Source organism: Streptomyces sp. WM6372, from assembly GCF_001279655.1.
Taxonomy (GTDB): Bacteria; Actinomycetota; Actinomycetes; order Streptomycetales; family Streptomycetaceae; genus Streptomyces.
Genome location: NZ_LGDB01000249.1, coordinates 123173 through 144101, shown reverse-complemented (window position 1 = coordinate 144101; position 20929 = coordinate 123173). Strand labels below are relative to the sequence as shown.

The following is a 20929-nucleotide window of genomic DNA, read 5'->3' as shown; positions in this document are numbered from 1 at the left end:
GCGGCGAGCGGCGTCCGCGCCGCCGCGGTCAGCGGATCGCGTAGCGCGCGGCGATGCCGTCGATGACGATCTGCAGACCCTCTTCGAAGTGCTCGTCGTACTCCTCGAAGAGGTGCGTACCGGCGGCCGCGGCGAGTGGGTAGTCGGCCAGACGCTCGCCGCGCTCGGCCACGTCGTAGCCGTCCCGGCGCTCGCCCGGGACGGGGTGGACGCCCTGTTCCTCGATCACGAACCCGAGTGTGTAGGAGAACGCGGTCGCCATGGCCCGTACGGCCTGCGGCAGTTCGAACCCGTGCGCCAGCAGGGCGCGCAGATGGGCCTCGGACTGTTCGGCGTGCTCGGTTCCGGTGAAGCGTGAGCCGGTGAACACGCGGGCGCCGTCGCGGTACGCGAGCAGGGCCCGGCGCAGCCGGCGATTGGCGCTCAGCATCCGCTCCCGCCAGGGCGCCGAGGCATCGTCCGGCCCGGTCTCCTCCGGGCTGGTGACCATGCGCCGGAACATCTCCGTGGCCATCTCGTCGATCAGCTCTTGCTTGTTCTTGAAGTGCCAGTACAGCGCCGGCGCCTTCACATCCAGTTCCTGCGCGATGGCACGGAGGGTGAGCTTGTCGAGCCCGCCCTCGTTCAGCAGCCGCAGCGCGGTCTCGGCGACGGTCGGGCGGGTCAGGGGCGGGACGCGCGGCGGAGTCCGCTGCGGCTTGGCGTTCATCGTCTGCCTCTGTCTCCCGGGGCGGTTCACTCTTCCGTGGCGTTGACAGCTTAACAGCGTTAAGGGCACTCTTGCGGGACGAGGCTCCTTAACGTCGTTAAGGAGCTGTGGCGGAGTGAGTGAACGGGGAGACCGATGAACCAGCGGCTGTACCAAGAAGACCGGACCGATGTGCTGATCGTGGGCGCCGGTCCGACCGGCCTCGTGCTGGCCTGTGACCTTGCCCGGCGCGGTGTGCACGCCTTGGTCGTCGAGCGGTCGCCGGAGCTGTTTCCCGGTTCCCGCGGCAAGGGCATCCAGCCCCGGACCCTGGAGGTCTTCGACGACCTCGGTGTCCTGGGGGAAGTGATGCGATGGGGCGGCCGGGCGCCGATCGGCATGACCTGGCAGGGCGGCGCCCGTGCCGGTGAGTACCGCATGTTCGAGGACGTCGAAGCGACCGAGGGCGCGCCCTACACCGGGCCCGCGCTGCTGCCCCAGTGGCGCACCCAGCGGATCCTGCTCGACCGGCTCCGTGACCTGGGCGGTGACGTCGTGTTCGGGGTCGAGCTGACCGGCCTCACCCAGGATGCCGAGTCCGTCACGGCCACGCTCATACCCGCGGGAGGCGGGAGCGCGATGTCCGTCCGCGCCGGATACGCCGTCGCCGCCGACGGCGGCCGGTCCACGGTCCGCCGGCTCGTCGGCATCAAGATGACCGGCGAGCGCGTCGATCCCGCCCCGATGCTGGTGGCGGACGTGGTCATACCGACGCTCGACCGGGGCAACTGGCACATCTTCCCGCCGGCCGCGGGCGGTACGGGCTTCGCGGCCCTCTGTCCCTTGCCGCATACGCGGGAGTTCCAGTTCGTGGCCCAGCCGGCGCCGGTCCGCGGAGAGGTCACGGCGGAGGAAGTCCGGGCGCTGGTCGCCGAGTTCACCCACATACCGGCCGAGGAGATCACCGAGGTCCTGTGGGCATCGGACTTCACCGTGAACGCCGCCCTCGCCGACCGCTTCCGTGACGGCAGGGTCTTCCTCGCGGGCGACGCCGCCCACATCCACTCGCCGGCGGGCGGCCAGGGGCTCAACACCAGTGTCCAGGACGCCTACAACCTGGGGTGGAAGCTCGCCGCCGCGCTCCGGGACGGAGCCCCCGCGGCGCTGCTGGACACGTACGAGGAAGAGCGCCTGCCCAATGCAGCGGCCATGCTGGGGCTGTCCACCCGCATCCACCGGGGTGAGGAGCGGCGGGGCGCCGCCACCCGCCAACTCGGCCTCGACCTAAGGGGCTCCTCGCTCACCCGAGAGATACGCACGGGATTGGCCGAGGGCGCCCTCACCGCGGGAGACCGTGCGCCCGACGGGAAGCGCGACGGCCTGCGGCTCTTCGACCTCTACCGCGGCCCCCACTTCACCCTGCTCGCGGTCGACACCCCGCTGCCGGAGCACATGCCGAAGCTCCCGGGCCTGCGGACCGCGCAGATCGGTGCGTACGAGGCCTATGGACGCGGGCTGTACCTGGTCCGCCCGGACGGGTACATAGCCTGGGCCGGGCCCGGCGGTGACGCGCTCGAAGCCTCGGCCGAGGATCTGAGGGACTGGGCATCGCGGTTCGCGCGGCCCGCATAGGCAGCCGAAGTACATCTGTGCCAGTTTGGAGCGTCCGTAGGTGCGCTTGGGCTGGTAGTCGTTCCGGGACTGGAGGTCGTCCAGGTCGAGCCGTTCGGACCTCGCCGCGAAGCTGCCCACGGTCACGATGGACCGCGTCGAGCCGTTCCACCTCCAGTGAATCCACCGTGGTTCCGAGCGACGAGAGGTCGGCGAGGTCCAGTCGTACGGCCCGCACCCGCGCGCCGGGAACCCGCGCGCGGATCGCGGCCGTGGCGGCCTCGGCCTTGGCAGGGTCCCGGCTGCCGAGTACGACGGTGGCTCCGGTCGCCGACAACTGCTCCGCGACGAAGTACCCGATGCCAGCCATCGCCATGGGAACGAAGCGGCGGGAACCCCTCCGGGTCCCACCGCATCTCCCCGACCGGCGGGGCCCTCCCGTCCCGGCGTCAGGAGCATGTCGTGCCCTTCATGAACCGATCCCGCGCGTCAGCGCTCGGCTTCGCCGTGGCCGCCGCCCTGCTTGCGGTCGTGGCCGTCAGCGTCTACCGCGGCGCGGCGCCGGGGCTGCTGCCGGAAAGCAGTTGGGGCGCCTGGCGGCAGGAGGAGGTCGCCCACTGGTCGGCGCACGTCCGCGTCAACCACTGGACTCGCTCCGCCGAAGCCGAGCTTTACATGGGCAAGGCCGAGCAGATCAGCCTCCGCGCGTATGGCGAGACGGCTCGCGCCGGCTCCGCGACGTCCGAGACCGTCTTCACCCTCACCCCCGACGGCAAGCTCACCGGCAGCCCCCGCTGAGGCCCTCGCGCCCCCGGTTACGGGCGAACGTAGGGGCGGGTCATGATCTCCATGTTGTGGCCGTCGGGGTCGGCGAAATAGGCACCGCGACCACCGAACAGGCGGTTGACCTGTCCCGGTTCGGTGTGGTGGGGGTCGGCGTAGTACGTCACCTCCACCGCCTCCAGGCGGGCGATCATGCCGTCGAACCGCTCGTCGGGGACGAGGAACGCGTAGTGCTGCGGCTGGATCGGCTCGTCGGTCATCGCGTAGTAGTCGAGCGTGACGCCGTTGCCGAGATCGACGGGCAGGAACGGCCCGAACGGAGCGCCGACCTCCAGCCCCAGGATCACGGCGAGGAACTCGGCCGACAGCCCCCGGTCCGTGGCGTGGACGACGGTGTGGTTCAGCTGGACGGCGTTCGGGTACTGCTGGGTGTTCGACATGAGTGGTGTGTCTCCGGTTTCGGGTTCCCGTGGAAAGGCGCCGCACGCGGGCGCCGGGCGCAAGAAACGCGGAGAAAGGGCGGGCTCCTGGCCCGCCTCGGGCTCACGCCGAGGCCGGGAACCCTACTCGTACATGGCCCAAGGCCGACCCGGCAGTCACCCGGCTGACCTTAGTGATCATCACCGGTCCGCGCAACGCGCATTTCCCGCCGGGTCACCGGCGCGTTCTGACCGCCGCCCGCACCCACGCGCGCTCCTGTGGGCGAAGGCCCGGCAGCGTCCCGAGCACCGGCGGACCCCATGCCACGAGCGCCGCCAACGCCGCCGTCGCCCCCGTGACGGCGGCGAACCCGTAGGACCAGGTCGCCGACGTCCCACTGGGCAGCACGATGAACAGCAGCACCAGCATCGCCAGCCGTGCCGGCGTGCTCTCCAGCAGTCGCCAGGCAACCGCCGCGAGCGGCACCATCCCCCACAGCACGTACCAGGGCTGTACGACCGGAGCGGTCACCACCAGCCCCAGGAGCGCCGTCCCGGTGGCGAACTCGGGACCCGTACGCGGCGCGCGCCACGCGCAGAATCCCACCAGGCACACGCCCATGACCATCCCCACCGACCGCGCGGCGGCGATCGCGTCGGCCGCGGTTCCCAGCCCGAACCCCTCGGACAGCAGCCCGAGCACCCGGCCCACGTCCGTGCTCGGCGAGAGCACCGTGTAGACCTGTGTGGGGCCCCGCAGCGTCGACAGCCACCCCCAGCCCTGCCCGGACACGATCACGCCCAGCACCAGGGCCACGAGACCCACCAGCGCGATCCCGGCCGCCCGCAGCCATCCCGCGCGCCGGTCCGGCCGTCCGCCCACGGACCACACGGCGGCGCACAGCAGGGCCACCGCGGCGGGAACCTTGACCAGCGCGGCCGAGACGAGCACGACGGTGCCCAGCACCCAGTGCCCCCGGCGGAAGGCCACCAGCCCCGCCACCATCAGACCGATCATCAGCGCCTCGTTGTGGGCCCCGCCCACCAGGTGCACCAGGGCGAGCGGATTGAGCACGGTCGCCCACAGCGCCCCGGCCTCCCCGCCGCCGAACGAGGAACCCCGTTCGGCACTCCACCCGGACGCGAGCCGCCCCACGCCCCAGACGATCAGCGCCAGCCCGCACAGGGCCAGCAGCCGCATGCCCAGCACCGCTGCCACCGTGTGGTGCTCGCCGGTGACGGCCACGACGGCCCGCGTCGCCGAGACGGCCAGCGGCCCGTACGGCGCCGGTGCGTCCCGCCACAGCTCCGGCACGTTCTCCGCGACGCTGCCGCCGAGGACCGACGGACCCAGCCGGTACACGTCCCAGCCCCGCACCGCCAGCGCGCCCTGCGCGACATAGCTGTAGGCGTCATTGCTGAAGATCAGCGGGCCCGGGACGAGCGGCAGGACCCAGGACCACAGCACGGAGCGCAGCCGTCTCGGCCCGACCGGCTCCCCGGCCCGCAGCAGCCCGCCCAGCCGCCACCAGGCGACCACGAGCAGTACCAGCCCGGCGTACGAGGCCGCCGCTCCCAGCACCGTGTGCGCCGGGCTCCGCTGCGCCCACAACCCGTCCGGAACGCCGAAGGGCAGCGCGCCCGCCGACCAGCTCCCGGCGGCCAGCAGCACCGACCCGAGCGTTCCGAGCAGCCGGCAACTTCGGACCGTGATCCCCACCTCAGACATGGCGGCAGCCTAGGGTGACCGAGGCTGATGATCGGCCTGCCCGAGGCATCGGGGAGGTGAACTTCGGGCGTCCTTACTCCAAGCGGCTCATGCCGACGTACTCCGAGCGGGTCATGCCGACGGGCCGAGCCGGACGGGCAGTGAACGGTGGCCGTTGCTGATGAGGGAGGTCACGGGCAGCAGCTCGTCGGCGGGCACCGCCTGCTCGATGTCGGGGAACCGGTCGAACAGAGCTTCGAGGGCGGTCGCGACCTCCAGCCGGGCGAGCGGAGCGCCGAGACAGAAGTGGACCCCGTGTCCGAACGCGAGGTGGTCCTTCGTGACCCGCGTGACGTCGAAGGCGTCGGCGTCCGGGCCGTGCCAGTCGGGGTGCCGGTTGGCCGCGGCGTACGAGGCGAGGATCGCCTCCCCCTTGGCTATGGTCCGCCCGTCGGCCAGCGGGATGTCGGCCAGCGCGAAGCGCATCGGCAGGTGCTTGACGGCCGACTCGTGCCGCAGGGTCTCCTCGACGACGTCGCTCCAGCTGCTGCGCCCGGCGCGCACGTGCTCCAGCTGGTCGGGGTGGGTGAGCAGGGCGGTGACCGCCTGGTCGATGACGTTGACGGTCGTCTCGTACCCGGCGCTGATCATCAGGATCAGGGTGTCGCTCAGCTCGGAGTCCGAGAGCGCGGAGCCGTCTCCCTCCTCGTCGCGGGCGGCGATGAGCAGCGAGGTCATGTCGTCACCGGGCACGGCGCGCTTGGCGGCGATGAGCTCCGCGAGGACCTCGTAGACCCGGACCGTGTTCGCCGCGGCCTCCTCGGGGGTGAGGGTCGTGTCGAAGACCCCGTCCACCACCGTACGGAAGTCACCGCGCTGCTCCTCGGGGAGGCCCATCAGGTGCCCGATGACCGCGATGGGCAGCGGGTAGGCGAGCCGTTCGCGCAGGTCGGCCACCTCGCCCGGCGGGAGGGCGGCGAGCTCGTCGAGGAGGCCGGTGACGATGTCCTCGACGGTGTCACGGAGCAGCGCCACCCGGCGGGCACTGAACGCGGGAGCCACCATCCGCCGCAGCCGCCGGTGGTCGGCTCCGTACGCGGTGAACATGTTGGTCACCGCGACCCAGAGGGCGAGCGGCCACGTCTGGACGGCCTGCTCGAACTCCGGCCAGTGCGCGCGGGCGTCCTTGGACACGTCCGGGCTGGTGAGCAACTCCTTGAGCAGGGCGGGGTCGGTGACGGCCCACGCCGTCACGCCGAGGATGTCGACGCGGGCCGCCTGCCCTTGGGCGCGCAGCAGCCGGTGCTCCGCGTGCCGGTCGGCGCCGGCGGGATCGAGGACCAGCGGGTCGGTGGGGGCCTGGCTCACGCGGGACTCCTTCGAGAGGTCGTCGTGTAAGAGGTGTTCGTGGCGGTGTGAGGGTTTCTCCATCTCCGGCACAACGTGCGTGGTGGGCGGGGTGTTCCGCGAACGGTCAGGGTGTTACCCGTGAGTTCAGACGGTCGCGTGAGAAGATCGCTCCGCCATAGGCGCTGGTCCCGACCGTGGAAGGTGACGATGTTCGCGATATCCCTGGGCGACGACGGAGCGGAGCTGCGCCCACTCGAACCGTGGCAGGCCGAGGAGTTCCTGGCCCACGTGGACCGGGGGCGCGAGTTCATCGGGCAGTTCAACGGACTCCCCGACGTCGTCACGGACCTCGACTCCAGCCGGGCGTTCCTCCAGGCCTACGCGGGCAAGACGGCCGCCGACGCCGGGCGGCTCTGCGGGATTTGGGCCGGCGGAAAGCTGGTCGGCGCGGTGCTCTACCGCAGGTTCGACGTCGCGCAGGGCGTCGCCGAGGCGGGCTGCTGGCTGGAGCCGTCGGCCGTGGGCCGGGGACTGGTGACCCGGGCGGTGCGCGTGATCATCGACTGGGCCGTCGAGCAGCGGGGCATCCAGCGCGTGGAGTGGGTGGTCTCGGCCGGGAACGAGCCCAGCATCGCCGTGGCCCGGCGGCTCGGGATGACCAAGGACGGCGTGCTGCGCGAGAGTTATCCGTACCGCGGCAAGCGGCACGACGAGGAGGTCTGGTCGGTCCTCGCCCCGGAATGGCGCGCGGCCCGGGCAGCCCGGGCAGCCGAGGCGTCCAGCGCAGCCCGGGCAGCCCGGGCAGCCCGCGCCGACCGCTGAACGTCCCCGGCGGGGCGAAGACCTTCGCACCGCCGGGGGAGCCCGCACCACGCCGTCCGGTCAGACGATCCGCCACCGCTGGTAGGCCGAACCGGAATCCGGCTGCTGCGTGGCGAGCGCGCCGTCCGCCCCGGACGCGGTGGTCAGCAGGAGCGCGCTCTTCTTGTTCGCCACCGAGTAGTCGCCCCCGCCGAGCGCGGTGAGCATCCAGCGCTGGCCCTCTCCGCCCGTGCAGGCGGCCTGGACGACGGCCGCGCCGGGCGCGGTGGAGCCGCCCGATACGTCCGCGCAGAGCTTCGACGATCCGTTGAGCATGGAGTAGGAGCCGTCGGAGTTGAGCGCCAGCTGCCACTGCTGGTTGGGGCCGCCGTGCGGTATCCAGGTGATCAGCTGGGTACCCGGAGCGCTCGAACTCCCCGGGTCGTCCAGGGCCTTGCCGGCCGTGCCGATGGTCCGGGTGCCGCTCAACCCGCCGCCGTACACCTCGAACTCGTACAGCGAATAGCCGTACGCCGTGCCGCGCTTGGTGCCGTACACGCGGATGTAGCGGCCCGATCCGGACAGGCCGGTGAGGTCCTGGACCCCGCCGGCGCCGGTCGTCGTGGTGTACACGGTGCGCCAGGTCGCGGCGTCGTCGGAGAGCTGGATCTGGAACGCCTTCCCGTACGCGGCCTCCCAGCGCAGCACCACGCGGCTCACGGCCTGGCCGGATCCCAGGTCGACCTGGAGCCACTGGGAGTCCGTGTACCCGCTGGACCAGCGGGTGCCGGGGTCCCCGTCGGTGGCCGACGAGGCCGGGAAGTCGGCGGTCTCGGTGCTGGAGGCGGTGGTCGGCCGGTTGCGGGCGAGGTTGCCGGGCTGGGCGAGACCCGGCCACGCGGGGTTGTGCCCGACCGCGGCCGCGATCGGGGTGAAGGCGGCGTACGTGGCCGCCGGCTTGGGGGAGCCCCAGGTCTGCTGGGCCAGGGCGCGCAGCGGGTACATGATGCCCGCGGCGATCTGCTCCTGCGTCTCGGCGGCCGGGTTGTCGCACCACACGTGGATCAGCGAGCCGGGGTTCTTCGAGGGGTCGGTGAGGGTGGCCCCGCCCTCGAAGCGGTCGGGGGTCCAGGTCTCGTACATCCACTTGGTGTCGGGTTTGGCGCCCCCGAGCACGTAATACGTCGGCGTCCAGGACTCGTTGGCGACGCTGTGGCCGGCCGCGGCCAGCTGCTGCGGGGTGAGCCCGTAGCTGTACCAGTACTCGACGAGGATCGCGGGGTGCGGGGTCAGCGTCCCGTCCCCGGCCTTGATGCCGTCGTTCCACATCCGGGTGGTCTTGCCGGCCGCCCGCACCAGGTCGTCGGCCCAGTTCACGAACCCGTAGTAGGTGTCCTTGGCGGTTGCGCCCGCCCCGTAGTGGGCGCGGGCGTAGCTGAGCAGCTGCGGGTACTTGGCGTAGTCGGTGACGTACTCGTCGGCGCCGATGTGCCAGTACGGGGCCGGGAACAGCGGCAGGTACTCGTTCACCAGGTCCTTGATCAGGGTGTACGAGGCCGGCAGCGAGAGGTCGATGAAATCGGGACTGGCCGTGCCGGAACTGTTCTTGAGCCTGAGCTCCGGGTGGGCGGCCAGGACGGCGTTCATGTGCCCCGGGGTGTCGATCTCGGGCACGATCGTGACGTGGTACTTCTGCCCGAGCGCGACGAGGTCGGCGATGTCCTGCTTGGAGTAGTGGTCGGCCGAGACGATCTCCGGGTGGGTGGAGCTTTCGAGGCGGAACCCGAAGGTGTCCGACAGGTGGAAGTGGAAGTAGTTGAGCTTGAGGTAGGCCAGCTCCTTGATGTGCTGCTTGACCCAGTCGACCGTGAAGAACTTCCGGCCCTGGTCGATCATGAGCCCGCGCTCCGCCTTGGCGGGCCAGTCGACCGCCGTACCGGCAGGCACCGTGGCCGACTGGTGCAGGAGCTGGAGCACGGTACGGGTGCCGTAGAACGCGCCGGTGTCGGTCCCGGCCCGGATCGTGACGGACCCTGCGACGGTCAGCCGGTAGCCCTCGGCGGGCAGCCCCGGGTCGCCGAGGCCCAGCGCGATGTCGCCGGGGGAGGCGCCCCCGGTGACGACGGCGACGGGACGTCCGGCCAGGGCGCCCAGGTCCTCGGCGAAGGTGGCGGCCTCGTCGGAGAGCTGGGCGGCGTAGGCGGGATCGACGACGATCCGGCTGGTCCCGGTGAAGGTGTAGGCGCCGGTAGCGGCCGTCCACTGTCGCAGCGCCGGAACGGTCTGCGGTGGCCCGGCGGCGGCCTGCGCGGGTGCGGCGACGGCGACACCGGGCAAGGAGAGCGCGGCCACCGCGCAGACGGCGGCGATCAGCAATCTGAGCAGACGCATGGAGAATCCCCAAGTCATGGGAGGGAAGGGGGAGTTCAAGAGGCAGCCAAGGTGCAGCCAAAGTGCAGCGCAGTGTCGGATGCATGTCAATACCTGCTCGAAACCCCGCTCTACCGAGCAGGATCGCGCATCCACCCGTCACGAAGCCGCGTGCGAGGACTCCGTGCCGGGCCCCGCGCCGCGCCGCCGCTGCCACCGCACCGCCGTGACCACGAGCACCAGCAGCGCGGCCGCCCCGTACGCCGTCGTGCTCACCGCCCCCCGCGAGCCGAACGCCTGGCCCGTGACGTAGACGGCGGGACCGGCGACCGCGATGCCCAGCCACTCCCAGCGCCCGTCCAGGGCCACGAGCCCGACGAGCAGCAGGGCGTACCACGAATAGCCGGGCGTGAGCAGGGCGAAGGCCCACCCCGTCACCAACAGCGCGCCGCTCCACGGCCGTCGGGGATCCCCGCGCCACAGCACGTACCCGCACACGCCCGCCATCGCGGCGAGCAGCACCGGCACCGCCCAGTCGCCCGGCAGCAGCAGCCTCAGCAGCGCGTAGCGGGACCCGGCCGAGGGGTCCTCGTACCCCTCCTCCGCCACGTACCCGCCGAGGTAGCCGAAGACGGAGCCGTGCGAGAGCAGGACGTACGGCAGGTACGCGAGCGCGGTGAACGCGGCGGCCGGCAGCAGTACGGTGACCGCGTCGCGCACCCGGCGCACGCCGGACAGGGCCCCCGGGAGGACGATCGCCGGCATCAGCTTCGTGGCGACGGCGGCGCCCAGGACCAGCCCGCCGCCCGCCCGGCGCACCGGGCTCCGCGCGGCCACGAGCCCCAGACCGGCCACGGCCAGCAGTACCCCCAGCACGTCGACGTGCGCGTTGTTCACGGCCTCGATCGGAACGGCGGGGCACCACGCCCAGTACGCGGCCCGGCGCGGGTCCGTGCCGCGCCGGCGCAGGATCAGCAGCACCGCCCCGGTCACGCCGAGGGACAGCACCCCGGCACCGATCTGGAGCGGCTTGTGCCGGGCGCCCGCGGGGGAGAGCCGGTCGACGGCCAGGAAGTACGCCTCGGCGACGGGCGGGTAGATGGTGTGCACAGCGGGCCGGTTGATGCGCGTGCAGTGCGGGGTGTCCCCGGCGTACGGGATCCTGGCCCGGTCCGGGCCGGTGCAGGCGGCGGCCCCCGTGGGGAAGAGCCACGGGTCGCGGAGCCGGCCCAGCGCCGGGTCCTGCGGGGCGTGGTCGTACGGGGAGACGCCGGCGGACTGGACCCGGCCGTCCCAGGCGTAGCGGTACGCATCCGTGCTGGTCCGGGGAGCCGCCACCAGTCCCGTCGCCGCCACCGCGACGGCCCCCGCCAGCACCAGCGGCACGACGAGCGCGGCCGGGACCCGGCGCAGCGCGAGCACTGCGACCGCGAACAGCGCCCAGCAGGCCGCGTACCGCCAGGACAGTCCGGCGGGGTCGGTGAAATTGCCGTCGTGGCGGACGGTCCACACGAGGGCGGCGACGAGGGCGGAGAGGCCGAGGGACGGAAGGGCGAGGACCGGGAGGGCAGCGGGGGCGGAAGGGCCTGGGGCGGTACGCAGGTTCACAGCCGCAGCGTTCCAGGGAACGGCGCGCGACGGGGTCCCGCGCCGCCCATGTCCGCGTTTCGTAAGGAGTCCGAACCGCCTCCGAGCGGCTTCCCGGGGGTGTCATGGGTCCATGCGCTTCCCCATCCGTCTCCCGTCCGACCCGCCCGTCACCTTCAAGGCGCGGTTGCACGACGCCCGGACCGCGACCGCCGTCGGCCGATGGCTCGGGCTCGCCTTCGCCGTCTGCTTCGCGACCGGTGTGCTCAGCCACTCCCTCCAGCACCCGCCGCACTGGCTCGCCGACCGGCTGCCGAGCCGCCCCTACTGGGGCTACCGGTTCACCCAGGGACTCCACGTGGTCTCCGGGATCGCGGCGATCCCGCTGCTCTTGGCGAAGCTGTGGGCGGTCTACCCCCGGCTGTTCGCATGGCCGCCGCTGCGGTCGGTGCGGCACGCGCTCGAACGGGCCTCCGTGGCGGTCCTGGTGGCGGCCGGCGTGTTCGAGCTGTTCACCGGCCTGCTGAACACCTTCCAGTGGTACCCCTGGCCCTTCTCCTTCGTCCCCGTGCACTTCGCGCTGTCCTGGCTGCTGCTGGGCGCGCTCATGGTGCACGTCGCCGTGAAGTGGCCCGAAATCCAAGACCATTGGACCCGCCGCTCCCCGGGCACGCTCGCACTGCCCGAGGCCGACGGCCCGGACCGGCGCGCGCTGCTGGTGGGCGTCGCCGCGGCGGTGGGGGCGGTCACGCTCACGACCGCCGGGCAGTCGGTGACCGCGCTCGGGGGGCTCGACCTGTTCGCCCCGCGCGACCCCGCCGTCGGACCGCAGGGGCTCCCGGTGAACCGTACGGCGAAGGCGGCCGGGATCACCGCGGCATCCGTACGGGACTGGCGGCTGACCGTCGCCGGACCCCGCCCGTACACCCTCACCCTCGACGAACTGCGCGCGATGCCGCAGTACGAGGTGACACTGCCCATCGCCTGCGTCGAGGGCTGGAGCAAGAACGCCCGGTGGACCGGGGTCCGCGTACGCGACCTGCTGGAACGCGCGGGCGGCGGCCCGGACGCCCGCGCCCGCGTGGAGTCCCTGGAGCCGGTCGGCGCGTACCGGGTGACGGAGATGGGCCGCGAGTACGCCCAGGACCCGCTCACCCTGCTCGCGCTGCGCCTGGGCGGCGAGGAACTCTCGCCGGACCACGGCTACCCGGCGCGGATCATCGCCCCGAACCGGCCCGGCGTGCTCCAGACCAAGTGGGTCGGCCGACTGGAGGTGGCGTGATGACGTACCGGTACGCGGTGGCCGGTGCCGGCCTGGTCCTCATGGGACTGGGCGGTGCCCTGCTGCTCCAGCAGCCCTCGCCGTGGCGGATCGCGCTGTGGCTCGCGGGTGCGGTCGTGGTGCACGACGCACTGGTCGCGCCGCTCGTGATCGCCGTCGCCGCGCTCACCGGCGCCGTCGGCCTGCGCCTGCGCGGGGTCCCGCGCGCCGCCCTGATCGTCGCGGGCTCCCTGACCGCGATCGCCCTCCCGCCGCTCCTGCGCCCGGGCGGGGCGGCCAATCCGACCGTGCTGCCGCTGGACTACCTGCGCAACTGGCTGCTGACGATGGCGGCCATCGCCGCGGCCACGGGCCTGTACCTCGCGGCGGGCGCGGCGCTGCGCGGGGCGCGCCGGCGGACCTGAGCGGCCGGACACACGAAAGCGGCTGACGCGCCCTCGCGTCAGCCGCTTTCCGTACGTCCTGGTGGGCGCTCAGCGCCGCAGCTGAACGAAGGCGCGGCCCGCCGCGTGCCAGGTCACCGCCCGGGTCCAGCCCGCGCCCGCCGCCTCCGTACGGAGCGCGCGCGTGCCGAGCCGGGCCCACGGGAAGGGCGCCCCGCGGCCGCCGTTCCCGTCCTCGACGTGCACCTCGACGCGCTCGTCGACGTCCACGGTGGCCACCTCGACCAGCAGGGTGCCGCCCGGGGCCGCGAGCCGGGCGGCCCGGCGCAGCAGCGCGCCGGGGTCGCCGCCGATGCCGATGTTCCCGTCGATGAGCAGGACCGTGCCCCAGCGGCCCTCGCTGGGCAGCGGGTCGAACACGGACCGGCACAGGGCGCTGCCGCCGGTGCGCACCGTACGGGCCACCGCCTCCGGGGTCACGTCCACGCCCAGCGCGGGCTGCCCGAGACGGGCGAGGGCGGCGACCAGGCGGCCCGGGCCGCAGCCTATGTCCAGGACCGGACCCTCGCAGCGGGCCAGGACGGTGGCGTCGGCCGCGTCGGCCTCGGCGCACCAGCGCTCCACTTCGAGCGGCAGCAGCCAGCCGTCGCTGCGGCGCAGGAAGAGGGGCCCGTGTCCGGTGCGCACGGCGTCGGAGTACGGGTCGGCCCGCCAGGCCTGGGCGGCGGGTTCCACCAGCCGCCCTGTCATCCCCGTCATCCCTGCCGTCATCTGCGCGGTCACCGTACGGCCGCGCACAGTTCGGCGTGCAGGGCGGCGAACCGGGTTCCGGGCGCCGAGGCGGCGACCTCGGCGGCGTCGTCCGGCGTGTCGACGTCGCGCAGGACCGGGAGGTCCCGTACGGCCCGCCCCGACGCGGTCAGCCGCAGGCGCTGCACCGCCCCGGTGTCCGAGACGGACATGGGCACGCCCAGCAGCAGCGCGGGATCGGGCTCGGCGAGCCCGAGGGCCCAGAACCCGCCGTCCAGGGCCGGGCCGAACCGGGCGTCCGTACCGGTGAAGTCGAGGCCCTGGGCGAGGAGCTCCGGGGTGACCTGCGGGGTGTCCATGCCGATCAGGAGCGCGGGACCCTCGTACAGGGCGAAGGCCGCGGCGAGCCGGACGTCGAGCCCGCCCGCACACTGGGGGACCACCTCGATGCCCTCGGGCAGCCAGTGCTTCGGCGCCCCGTCGAGGTAGAGGACGCGCCGCCGGGCCGGCGTGGCGAGGACGGTGTCCAGGGTGTCCTGGAGTGCGGCCCGGGCCAGGGCGGCGGCCTGCTGCGGGGTGAAGTGCGGGGTCAGCCGGGTCTTGACCCGGCCGGGGACCGGGGCCTTGGCGACGACGATCAGCGTGCCCCCGCCCTGGCCGTCGTCGGTGTGCCCGCTCGCCTGGGTGCTCATCCGCAGGCCCCGCAGGCCCCGCCGGCCGGGACGGACCGGGCGGCGGGCGTCTCGGCCAGCACCCGCCGCATGTCCCGCACCGCGTGCCAGGTGCCGCGCCAGGTCCCGGTGACCTTCGACTTGCCGGCGCGCGGCAGGTACGGGACGTCCGTCTCGGCCACCCGCCAGCCCGCGTCGGCCGCCCGTACGACCATCTGGAGCGGGTAGCCGCTGCGCCGGTCGGTCAGTCCGAGGTCCAGCAGCGCCTCGCGGCGCGCGACCCGCATCGGTCCGAGGTCGTGCAGCCGCAGCCCCGTACGGCGGCGCAGCATCCGCGCCAGCGCGAGGTTCCCGGCGCGGGCGTGGGCCGGCCAGGCGCCGCGTCCCCGCGGGCGTCGCCGGCCGAGCAGCAGATCGGCCTCGCCGGCCTGGACCCGGGCCGCCATGGGGGCGAGCAGCCCGGGGTCCAGGGAGGCGTCGCAGTCGCAGAAGCAGACGAGGTCGGCGCGCGCGGCCAGCAGCCCGGCATGGCAGGCCGCGCCGAAGCCGCGCACGGGCTCGCGCACCACGGTCGCTCCCAGGTCGCGGGCGATGTCGGCCGAGCCGTCGGTGGAACCGTTGTCGACGACGATGGCCCGCCAGCCGGCCGGCACCCGCGCCAGCACCCAGGGCAGCGCCTCCGCCTCGTCGAGACACGGCAGTACGAGGTCCGCCCGGGGCGGCACACAAGCAGAATCAGTCACGTCCACACCGTAGGAAGCGGGCGGGGACGAAAGGGGCTTGAACTCCTTACGAAACGCGGACACCGGGCCCGATCCGGGGAGGGCGACGTACACGCGGACCGCGGCGGATGACAGGCTGGGGCCATGGCAGTGAGCAATATGCAGGGTACGGACGAGGGCCGCGGGACGGCCGGGACGGCCGGGACGGGCGGGGCGGGCACACCGGACCCCGTCCTCGGCAACATCCTGGTCGTGGACGACGACCCGACCGTTTCGGAGGTCGTGGCCGGATACCTCGACAAGGCCGGCTTCACGGTGCGCCTGGCCGCCGACGGACCGGCCGCCCTGCGCGCAGCCGAGGAGCAGCGACCGGACCTGGTGGTCCTCGACCTCATGCTGCCGGGCATGGACGGACTGGAGGTCTGCCGGCGGCTGCGGGCGCGCGAGCGCGCCGCCGGCCCGCACGGCGGTCAGGGCGCGACGCCGCCTGTCCCGGTCATCATGCTCACCGCGCGCGGTGACGAGGACGACCGGATCCTGGGCCTGGAAGTCGGCGCGGACGACTACGTGACCAAGCCCTTCAGCCCGCGGGAGCTCGTCCTGCGCGTGCGGTCCGTCCTGCGCCGGGCCGCCCACGCCGCACCGGCAGCCGGCCCCCGGCTCACCGCGGCGGGCCTGAGCCTGGACCCGGCGGCCCGCCGCGTCAGCAAGGACGGCAGGGAACTCGCCCTCACCCTGCGGGAGTTCGACCTCCTGGCCTTCTTCCTCCGGCACCCCGGGCAGGTCTGCGACCGGGAGCGGCTCATGCGCGAGGTCTGGGGCTGGGACTTCGGCGACCTGTCCACCGTCACCGTCCACGTCCGCCGGCTGCGCGGCAAGATCGAGGACGACGCGGCGAACCCCCGGCTGATCCAGACCGTCTGGGGCGCCGGCTACCGCTTCGACGCCCACCCCACCCCGGCGGCCCCCGCCACGGACCCCAGAAGGGCGGACGGCCATGAACATGCCTGACCAGGACCTGCTGCTGATCGCCCTGTACGCGCTCCTCGGCGCGGGTGGCGCCGGAGCCCTGGGCGCCGTGGCCCTGCGGATACTGCGGCGGCGCAGCGTCGCCGTCTCCCTCGCCGTGGTGACCGCCGTCGCCGTGCTCGCGATGCTCGCCGGAACGCTCGCGGTGGCCTGGGCGATGTTCCTCTCCTCCCACGACCTGACCGTGGTGACGGTCGTCGTCGGGGTGGCCGCCGCCGTCTCGCTGGGCACGGCCCTGCTGCTGGGGCGCCAGGTCGTCCTGCGCTGCCGTGAACTCGTCGGCGCAGCACGGGTGTTCGGAGAGGAGGGCACCTTCACCACACCCGCCGTACCGGCCCCCGCCGAACTCACCGCGCTCAGCCGCGAACTGGCCCTGACCAGCGAACGACTGGCCGCGTCCCGGGAGCGCGAGCGGGCTCTGGAGACCTCGCGCCGGGAGCTCGTCGCCTGGATCTCGCACGATCTGCGCACCCCGCTGGCCGGGCTGCGCGCCATGTCGGAGGCGCTGGAGGACGGCATGGCCGCCGACCCCGCCCGCTACCACCGCCAGATGCGCACCGAGGTCGACCGCCTCAACTCCATGGTGGGCGACCTGTTCGAGCTCTCCCGCATCCACGCGGGCGCCCTCAGCCTCAGCCCCACCCGGCTGAACCTCTACGACCTCGTCGGCGACGCCCTGGCCGGCACCGACGCCCTCGCCCGCGAGCACGGCGTACGGCTGGTCGGCGACGGGATCAGCTCGCTCCCGGTGGAGGTGGACGGCAAGGAAATGACCCGCGTCCTGTCGAACCTGCTGGTCAACGCCATCCGCCACACCCCGGCCGACGGCACGGTCGCGATCGCCGCCGAAGCCCGCGAGGGCTCGGTGGTGCTGTCCGTCACCGACGCCTGCGGCGGCATCCCCGAGGAGGACCTCACGCGCGTCTTCGACACCGGCTGGCGCGGGACCCAGGCCCGTACGCCTCCCGGGGGCGCGGGCCTGGGCCTGGCGATCGTCCGCGGCATCGTCGAGGCGCACGACGGGCACGCGCACGTCCGCAACGTCACCGGAGGCTGCCGCTTCGAACTGACCCTCCCGGCGCCCGCGTAGCGATCAGGGCTACGTGCAGGTGACCTGCACGTTTTCACTCCGCGCGGTCATGTTGAAATCCGGCACGTGCAGGGTGACGAACGCGCTCACCGTCTTCGTGTTCGCCATCACCGACCCCTCCACCACCTTGAAGAGGGAGACGCTCGTGGTGCCGGGGGTGAACTCGGCCGTGCCCGAGGAGATCGGATCGGCGCTGGACGCGTACGTCCAGAAGTAGCGGACCTTCCCCTGCCCGGTGCCCGTGATCTTGCCGTCGAACTCCAGCTTGGGCGGCTTGGTGCAGTCGACGGTGCTCCCCGACTTGGTCAGCGTCAACACCTCGACCTTGGTGACCTGCACGCTCCCCTTGCCGCTGCCCGGCTTCTGCTCCCTGGGCGGGGTGGTGCAGGAGACGTGCTTGCCCTGCTGCGATCCGCTCTCCCGGTAACTGACGCCGTACGTGCCGTAGCGGACGCCCTGCCGGTCGAGCGAGCCGGCGCCGTCCACCGTGGTCCGGAAGGACGACTTCCCCTCGACCCGCACCGACTGGTTCGGGGCGAATCCGCTGAGGTGGAGGTCGTAGCGCAGGGAGTCGCCCGGCTTGCCGCCACCGCTGCCCGGAGTCAGCTCGCAGGAGGGTGCCACGGGCGCCCGGGCGGCGCCCGCCGCCGCGGTTCGGCCCTGGGCCGCGAAGGCGGGGGTGAGGGCGACCGAGGAGGCGAGGAGCGGGGCCGCGAGAAGCACGAGACCCCGGTACCGGTACCGGTTCGTCTGCCGATTCATCGTGCTGCCCTTCCTGAGAGGAGCCCCCGATGTCGGACCACCAGGATATCGGGCGGGGCCGAAGGCGCCGTGGCGGCCGAAAGCCGGTCAGCGGGCGTCCGCCCCGGCCGCCAGCTCCGCCATGCCGGCGGCGAACGGCACCACCGGACGCCAGTCCAGGTCCCGGCGCAGGCGCGCCGAGTCGGCGGTGATGTGCCGGACGTCGCCCAGCCGGTACTCCCCGGTGACCACCGGGTCCGGTCCCCCGCACGCGGCGGCCAGCGCCTTGGCCATGTCACCGACGGTCCGCGGATCGCCGCTGCCGACGTTGTACGCGGTGAACCCGGCGGGCCCGCCGGCCAGGGACTCCACCGCCACGGCGTTGGCCGCGGCCACGTCCCGTACGTGCACGAAGTCCCGCCGCTGGCCGCCGTCCTCGAAGACGCGCGGGGCCTCGCCCCTCGCCAGCGCGGAGCGGAACAGGGCGGCGACCCCCGCGTACGGGGTGTCGCGGGGCATCCCCGGCCCGTACACGTTGTGGTAGCGCAGGGAGATCGCGGAGCCACCGGTGGCCCGCGCCCACGAGGCGGCGAGGTGCTCCTGGGCCAGCTTGGTGGTGGCGTAGACGTTCCGCGGGTCCATCGGGGCGTCCTCCCCGACCAGTCCGGGAGCCAGATCGGCCCCGCAGTGCGGGCAGCGCGGCTCGAACCGGCCGGCCGCCAGATCGGCCTCCGCGCGCGGGCCGGGCCGCACCACGCCGTGCGCGGCGCACGCGTACCGCCCCTCGCCGTAGACGACCATCGAACCGGCGAGGAGCAGCCTGCGCACGCCCGCCCCGGCCATCTCGGCCAGCAGGACCGCCGTACCGAGACCGTTGGCCGACACGTACGCCGGTGCGTCCCCGAAGTCCTTGCCCAGGCCGACCTTCGCCGCCTGGTGGCAGACCGCGTCGATCCCGGCCAGGGCTTCGCGCACCTGGCCGGGGTCCCGTACGTCCCTTCCGTCCTCCGCGAGATCGAACACCACCGGGTCGTGGCCGCGGCCGGCCAGCTCGGAGACGATGTGCGAGCCGATGAAGCCCGCTCCTCCAGTCACAAGTACGCGCATGACCCGACGCTATGCCCCGGCCCGCCCGCGGAGGCGCTCTCCCGGCCGCACGTCACCGATCCGTAAGAGGTCCCGGGATCCATGACAGGGTGGCCCGATGACGACCCACCGAGAGCGCTCCGCCGACCCCCGTCCCGCCCCTGCCGGCCCCGCACCGTGGCCGGACGGGATCCGGGTCCACGACGATCTGCTCGCGGCGAAGTCACGTGTCTACGACCCGTGCGGATTCACCTGCTCGCAGCCGGTTCCCGAGGCCGAGGGCGCCGCGTACGCCGCGCACGAGTTCACCCTGGACGCACGCGCCGTCCGGTTCCGCGCGGCCAAGACGACACCCACCAAGGCCGGGCAGTTCGTCACCGTGTGGAAGCGGTCCCCGGGAGGGCCCATCCAGCCCTTCGACGCCGCGGATCGCGTGGACCTCTTCGTCATCAGCTGCCACGACGACGAGGGCTTCGGCCAGTTCGTCTTCCCGGTGGACGCGCTCCGCCGGTACGGCGTCGTATCGGTGGACGGTTCCGGCGGGAAGAGGGGTTTCCGCGTGTACCCGCCGTGGGTGGCCACCGCCAACCGCCAGGCCGACCGGGCGCAGGCGTGGCAGGTGGAGCACTTCCTCCACCTGCCACAGGACGGCGCCGTCGACCTGGCCCGCGCCGAGGAGCTGTACCACCGGTAGGGGTTCGGCTCAGCCGGTGGTGGCGGGCGAACGGGGCGGGGCCTCGCGCTGGTGCGGGACCGGGGGCAGCGCCGACGCCTGGAGCCCGTCCTGGTGGAGCTGGACCGTCCGGGTGGGCGCGGGGATCGAGATGCCCTCCGTCCGGAACCGCTCGTGCAGGCGCTTGATGAACTCGTGCTTGATCCGGTACTGGTCGCTGAACTCGCCGACGCCCAGGATCACCGTGAAGTTGATCCTGGAATCGGCGAAGGTGTGGAACCGGACCTTGCCCTCGTGGTCGGGGACCGCGCCGTTGATGTCGGCCATCACGCTGTCGACCACGTCGAGCGTCACCCGCTCCACGTGCTCCAGATCGCTCTCGTAGCCCACGCCCACCTGGACCAGGATCGACAACTGCTGTTCGGGCTGGGTGAAGTTGGTCATGTTCGTCCGCGCGAGGCGCCCGTTGGGGATGATCACCAGGTTGTTCGACAGGTTGCGGACCACGGTGTTGCGCCAGTTGATGTCGACGACGTACCCCTCCTCACTGCTGCTGAGGCGGATGTAGTCACCGGGCTGCACGGTCTTCGAGGCGAGGATGTGGACGCCCGCGAAGAGGTTGGCGAGGGTGTCCTGCAAGGCCAGGGCCACCGCCAGACCGCCCACCCCGAGGGCGGTGACCAGCGGTGCGATGGACACGCCCACGGTTTCGAGCGCGACGAGCACACCCATCACGAGGACGACGATCCGCGTGATGTTGACGAAGATGGACGCCGATCCGGCGACGCCCGTCCGGGCCCCCGCCACCGACTGGACCAGACCCGCGATGACCCGGGCCGCGCTGAGCGTGGCGATGAGGATGAGCACGGCGGTCAGGGACTGGTTCACGAACCCCAGGACCCGCGCGGTGAGCGGCAGGGTGGAAGCGGCCACCGCGGCGCCGGCGATGACGGCCGCCCACGGGGCGAGGGTGCGCAGCGCGTCGACGATGATGTCGTCGCCGGTCCACCGCGTCCGCTCGGCGTGCCGGCCCAGCCAGCGCAGCAGCGCGCGCAGCAGCAGCCCGGCCAGGGCGCCCGCGGCCACCGCGATCCCGGCCACCAGCCAGTCGTGCAGGAGGAGTTCCCGGTTCAACGGAGGCCCTCCGCTCGGCGCCGGACCGGGGGAGCGGCGACGGGCCCGGCG

Annotated in this window: 20 protein-coding genes and 1 pseudogene; 8 read left to right on the top strand and 13 right to left on the bottom strand. The window is 73.2% G+C overall.

Features of this window, described 5'->3' with window-relative positions; all coding sequences use genetic code 11:
• Positions 1-28: 28 nt before the first annotated feature.
• Positions 29-709 (bottom strand): TetR/AcrR family transcriptional regulator, encoded by a 681-nt coding sequence (locus ADK52_RS38055; protein WP_053694405.1) that lies wholly within the window; start codon positions 707-709, stop codon positions 29-31.
• A gap of 135 nt (positions 710-844) precedes the next feature.
• Between ADK52_RS38055 and ADK52_RS38050 the strand changes: the two genes are divergently transcribed.
• A complete protein-coding gene (locus ADK52_RS38050) occupies positions 845-2320 on the top strand; it encodes an FAD-dependent monooxygenase (protein ID WP_053694404.1) in 1476 nt (491 codons plus the stop codon).
• Positions 2321-2323: 3 nt separating this feature from the next.
• Here the strand turns inward: ADK52_RS38050 and ADK52_RS40965 are convergent.
• Positions 2324-2666, bottom strand: a pseudogene (locus tag ADK52_RS40965) (SDR family NAD(P)-dependent oxidoreductase); the annotation flags it as partial.
• A gap of 104 nt (positions 2667-2770) precedes the next feature.
• Here ADK52_RS40965 and ADK52_RS38045 point away from each other — a divergent pair.
• On the top strand, positions 2771-3097 hold the full coding sequence (locus ADK52_RS38045) for a hypothetical protein (protein WP_159046134.1): 327 nt from the start codon (positions 2771-2773) through the stop codon (positions 3095-3097).
• A 17-nt stretch (positions 3098-3114) separates the two neighbouring features.
• On the opposite strand, the gene ADK52_RS38040 is transcribed toward ADK52_RS38045, so the two are convergent.
• The 3 genes from ADK52_RS38040 to ADK52_RS38030 form a co-directional block, all read right to left on the bottom strand.
• Complete coding sequence (locus tag ADK52_RS38040; RefSeq protein ID WP_053694402.1) at positions 3115-3522, bottom strand: VOC family protein; 408 nt, start codon at positions 3520-3522, stop codon at positions 3115-3117.
• 214 nt (positions 3523-3736) lie between these two features.
• Positions 3737-5230 (bottom strand): polyprenol phosphomannose-dependent alpha 1,6 mannosyltransferase MptB, encoded by a 1494-nt coding sequence (gene mptB / locus ADK52_RS38035; RefSeq protein ID WP_107090275.1) that lies wholly within the window; start codon positions 5228-5230, stop codon positions 3737-3739.
• 111 nt (positions 5231-5341) lie between these two features.
• Positions 5342-6577: a cytochrome P450 family protein gene (locus tag ADK52_RS38030; protein WP_053694400.1), complete on the bottom strand. Its 1236-nt coding sequence runs from the start codon at positions 6575-6577 to the stop codon at positions 5342-5344.
• A gap of 189 nt (positions 6578-6766) precedes the next feature.
• Between ADK52_RS38030 and ADK52_RS38025 the strand changes: the two genes are divergently transcribed.
• Positions 6767-7381, top strand: a complete 615-nt coding sequence (locus ADK52_RS38025) for a GNAT family N-acetyltransferase (RefSeq protein WP_053694399.1) — start codon at positions 6767-6769, stop codon at positions 7379-7381.
• Positions 7382-7441: 60 nt separating this feature from the next.
• On the opposite strand, the gene ADK52_RS38020 is transcribed toward ADK52_RS38025, so the two are convergent.
• Positions 7442-9751 (bottom strand): family 20 glycosylhydrolase, encoded by a 2310-nt coding sequence (locus ADK52_RS38020; protein ID WP_053694398.1) that lies wholly within the window; start codon positions 9749-9751, stop codon positions 7442-7444.
• Positions 9752-9889: 138 nt separating this feature from the next.
• Positions 9890-11338 (bottom strand): glycosyltransferase 87 family protein, encoded by a 1449-nt coding sequence (locus tag ADK52_RS38015; RefSeq protein ID WP_053694397.1) that lies wholly within the window; start codon positions 11336-11338, stop codon positions 9890-9892.
• A gap of 112 nt (positions 11339-11450) precedes the next feature.
• Between ADK52_RS38015 and ADK52_RS38010 the strand changes: the two genes are divergently transcribed.
• Complete coding sequence (locus ADK52_RS38010) at positions 11451-12599, top strand: molybdopterin-dependent oxidoreductase (protein WP_053694396.1); 1149 nt, start codon at positions 11451-11453, stop codon at positions 12597-12599.
• Entirely contained in the window at positions 12599-13003 is a 405-nt protein-coding gene (locus ADK52_RS38005; RefSeq protein WP_053694395.1) for a hypothetical protein, read from the top strand. The genes ADK52_RS38010 and ADK52_RS38005 overlap by 1 nt, the downstream gene beginning before the upstream one ends.
• 69 nt (positions 13004-13072) lie before the next feature.
• Here the strand turns inward: ADK52_RS38005 and ADK52_RS38000 are convergent, their stop codons facing one another.
• Genes ADK52_RS38000 through ADK52_RS37990 form a run of 3 tightly spaced genes read right to left on the bottom strand, consistent with a single transcriptional unit; the run spans position 13073 to position 15146 of the window.
• The gene (locus tag ADK52_RS38000; protein WP_234344426.1) at positions 13073-13741 is read right to left on the bottom strand and encodes a class I SAM-dependent methyltransferase; all 669 of its coding nucleotides are present in this window, start codon (positions 13739-13741) and stop codon (positions 13073-13075) included.
• A 20-nt stretch (positions 13742-13761) separates the two neighbouring features.
• On the bottom strand, positions 13762-14424 hold the full coding sequence (locus ADK52_RS37995; protein WP_053694394.1) for a TIGR04282 family arsenosugar biosynthesis glycosyltransferase: 663 nt from the start codon (positions 14422-14424) through the stop codon (positions 13762-13764).
• Positions 14421-15146: a glycosyltransferase family 2 protein gene (locus tag ADK52_RS37990; RefSeq protein WP_053694393.1), complete on the bottom strand. Its 726-nt coding sequence runs from the start codon at positions 15144-15146 to the stop codon at positions 14421-14423. Before ADK52_RS37990 ends, ADK52_RS37995 begins: the two co-directional genes overlap by 4 nt.
• A gap of 222 nt (positions 15147-15368) precedes the next feature.
• On the opposite strand from ADK52_RS37990, the gene ADK52_RS37985 reads away from it, so the two are divergent.
• Together ADK52_RS37985 and ADK52_RS37980 are read left to right on the top strand one after the other, a co-directional pair.
• The gene (locus ADK52_RS37985; RefSeq protein WP_053694436.1) at positions 15369-16136 is read left to right on the top strand and encodes a response regulator transcription factor; all 768 of its coding nucleotides are present in this window, start codon (positions 15369-15371) and stop codon (positions 16134-16136) included.
• Positions 16129-17244, top strand: a complete 1116-nt coding sequence (locus ADK52_RS37980) for a sensor histidine kinase (protein ID WP_053694392.1) — start codon at positions 16129-16131, stop codon at positions 17242-17244. The genes ADK52_RS37985 and ADK52_RS37980 overlap by 8 nt, the downstream gene beginning before the upstream one ends.
• A 9-nt stretch (positions 17245-17253) precedes the next feature.
• Here ADK52_RS37980 and ADK52_RS37975 read toward each other — a convergent pair whose 3' ends face one another.
• Both ADK52_RS37975 and ADK52_RS37970 read right to left on the bottom strand, forming a co-directional pair.
• The gene (locus ADK52_RS37975) at positions 17254-18006 is read right to left on the bottom strand and encodes a hypothetical protein (protein ID WP_053694391.1); all 753 of its coding nucleotides are present in this window, start codon (positions 18004-18006) and stop codon (positions 17254-17256) included.
• Positions 18007-18093: 87 nt separating this feature from the next.
• The gene (locus tag ADK52_RS37970) at positions 18094-19092 is read right to left on the bottom strand and encodes an NAD-dependent epimerase/dehydratase family protein (RefSeq protein WP_053694390.1); all 999 of its coding nucleotides are present in this window, start codon (positions 19090-19092) and stop codon (positions 18094-18096) included.
• Between the two features lie 97 nt (positions 19093-19189).
• On the opposite strand from ADK52_RS37970, the gene ADK52_RS37965 reads away from it, so the two are divergent.
• A complete protein-coding gene (locus tag ADK52_RS37965; protein WP_078988911.1) occupies positions 19190-19765 on the top strand; it encodes a MepB family protein in 576 nt (191 codons plus the stop codon).
• A 9-nt stretch (positions 19766-19774) separates the two neighbouring features.
• On the opposite strand, the gene ADK52_RS37960 is transcribed toward ADK52_RS37965, so the two are convergent.
• Entirely contained in the window at positions 19775-20878 is a 1104-nt protein-coding gene (locus ADK52_RS37960; RefSeq protein WP_053694389.1) for a mechanosensitive ion channel family protein, read from the bottom strand.
• Between the last annotated feature and the right edge of the window lie 51 nt (positions 20879-20929).

What these genes read in the sequence shown, in the direction of transcription:
- ADK52_RS38055 (WP_053694405.1), bottom strand. Translation starts at nt 709, where the DNA reads ATGAACGCCAAGCCGCAGCGGACTCCGCCGCGCGTCCCGCCCCTGACC.
- ADK52_RS38020 (WP_053694398.1), bottom strand. Translation starts at nt 9,751, where the DNA reads ATGCGTCTGCTCAGATTGCTGATCGCCGCCGTCTGCGCGGTGGCCGCG.
- ADK52_RS38050 (WP_053694404.1), top strand. Translation starts at nt 845, where the DNA reads ATGAACCAGCGGCTGTACCAAGAAGACCGGACCGATGTGCTGATCGTG.
- ADK52_RS38040 (WP_053694402.1), bottom strand. Translation starts at nt 3,522, where the DNA reads ATGTCGAACACCCAGCAGTACCCGAACGCCGTCCAGCTGAACCACACC.
- mptB (WP_107090275.1), bottom strand. Translation starts at nt 5,230, where the DNA reads ATGTCTGAGGTGGGGATCACGGTCCGAAGTTGCCGGCTGCTCGGAACG.
- ADK52_RS38025 (WP_053694399.1), top strand. Translation starts at nt 6,767, where the DNA reads ATGTTCGCGATATCCCTGGGCGACGACGGAGCGGAGCTGCGCCCACTC.
- ADK52_RS37970 (WP_053694390.1), bottom strand. Translation starts at nt 19,092, where the DNA reads ATGCGCGTACTTGTGACTGGAGGAGCGGGCTTCATCGGCTCGCACATC.
- ADK52_RS37980 (WP_053694392.1), top strand. Translation starts at nt 16,129, where the DNA reads ATGCCTGACCAGGACCTGCTGCTGATCGCCCTGTACGCGCTCCTCGGC.
- ADK52_RS37995 (WP_053694394.1), bottom strand. Translation starts at nt 14,424, where the DNA reads ATGAGCACCCAGGCGAGCGGGCACACCGACGACGGCCAGGGCGGGGGC.
- ADK52_RS38000 (WP_234344426.1), bottom strand. Translation starts at nt 13,741, where the DNA reads ATGACGGGGATGACAGGGCGGCTGGTGGAACCCGCCGCCCAGGCCTGG.
- ADK52_RS37965 (WP_078988911.1), top strand. Translation starts at nt 19,190, where the DNA reads ATGACGACCCACCGAGAGCGCTCCGCCGACCCCCGTCCCGCCCCTGCC.
- ADK52_RS37975 (WP_053694391.1), bottom strand. Translation starts at nt 18,006, where the DNA reads ATGAATCGGCAGACGAACCGGTACCGGTACCGGGGTCTCGTGCTTCTC.
- ADK52_RS38045 (WP_159046134.1), top strand. Translation starts at nt 2,771, where the DNA reads ATGAACCGATCCCGCGCGTCAGCGCTCGGCTTCGCCGTGGCCGCCGCC.
- ADK52_RS38005 (WP_053694395.1), top strand. Translation starts at nt 12,599, where the DNA reads ATGACGTACCGGTACGCGGTGGCCGGTGCCGGCCTGGTCCTCATGGGA.
- ADK52_RS38010 (WP_053694396.1), top strand. Translation starts at nt 11,451, where the DNA reads ATGCGCTTCCCCATCCGTCTCCCGTCCGACCCGCCCGTCACCTTCAAG.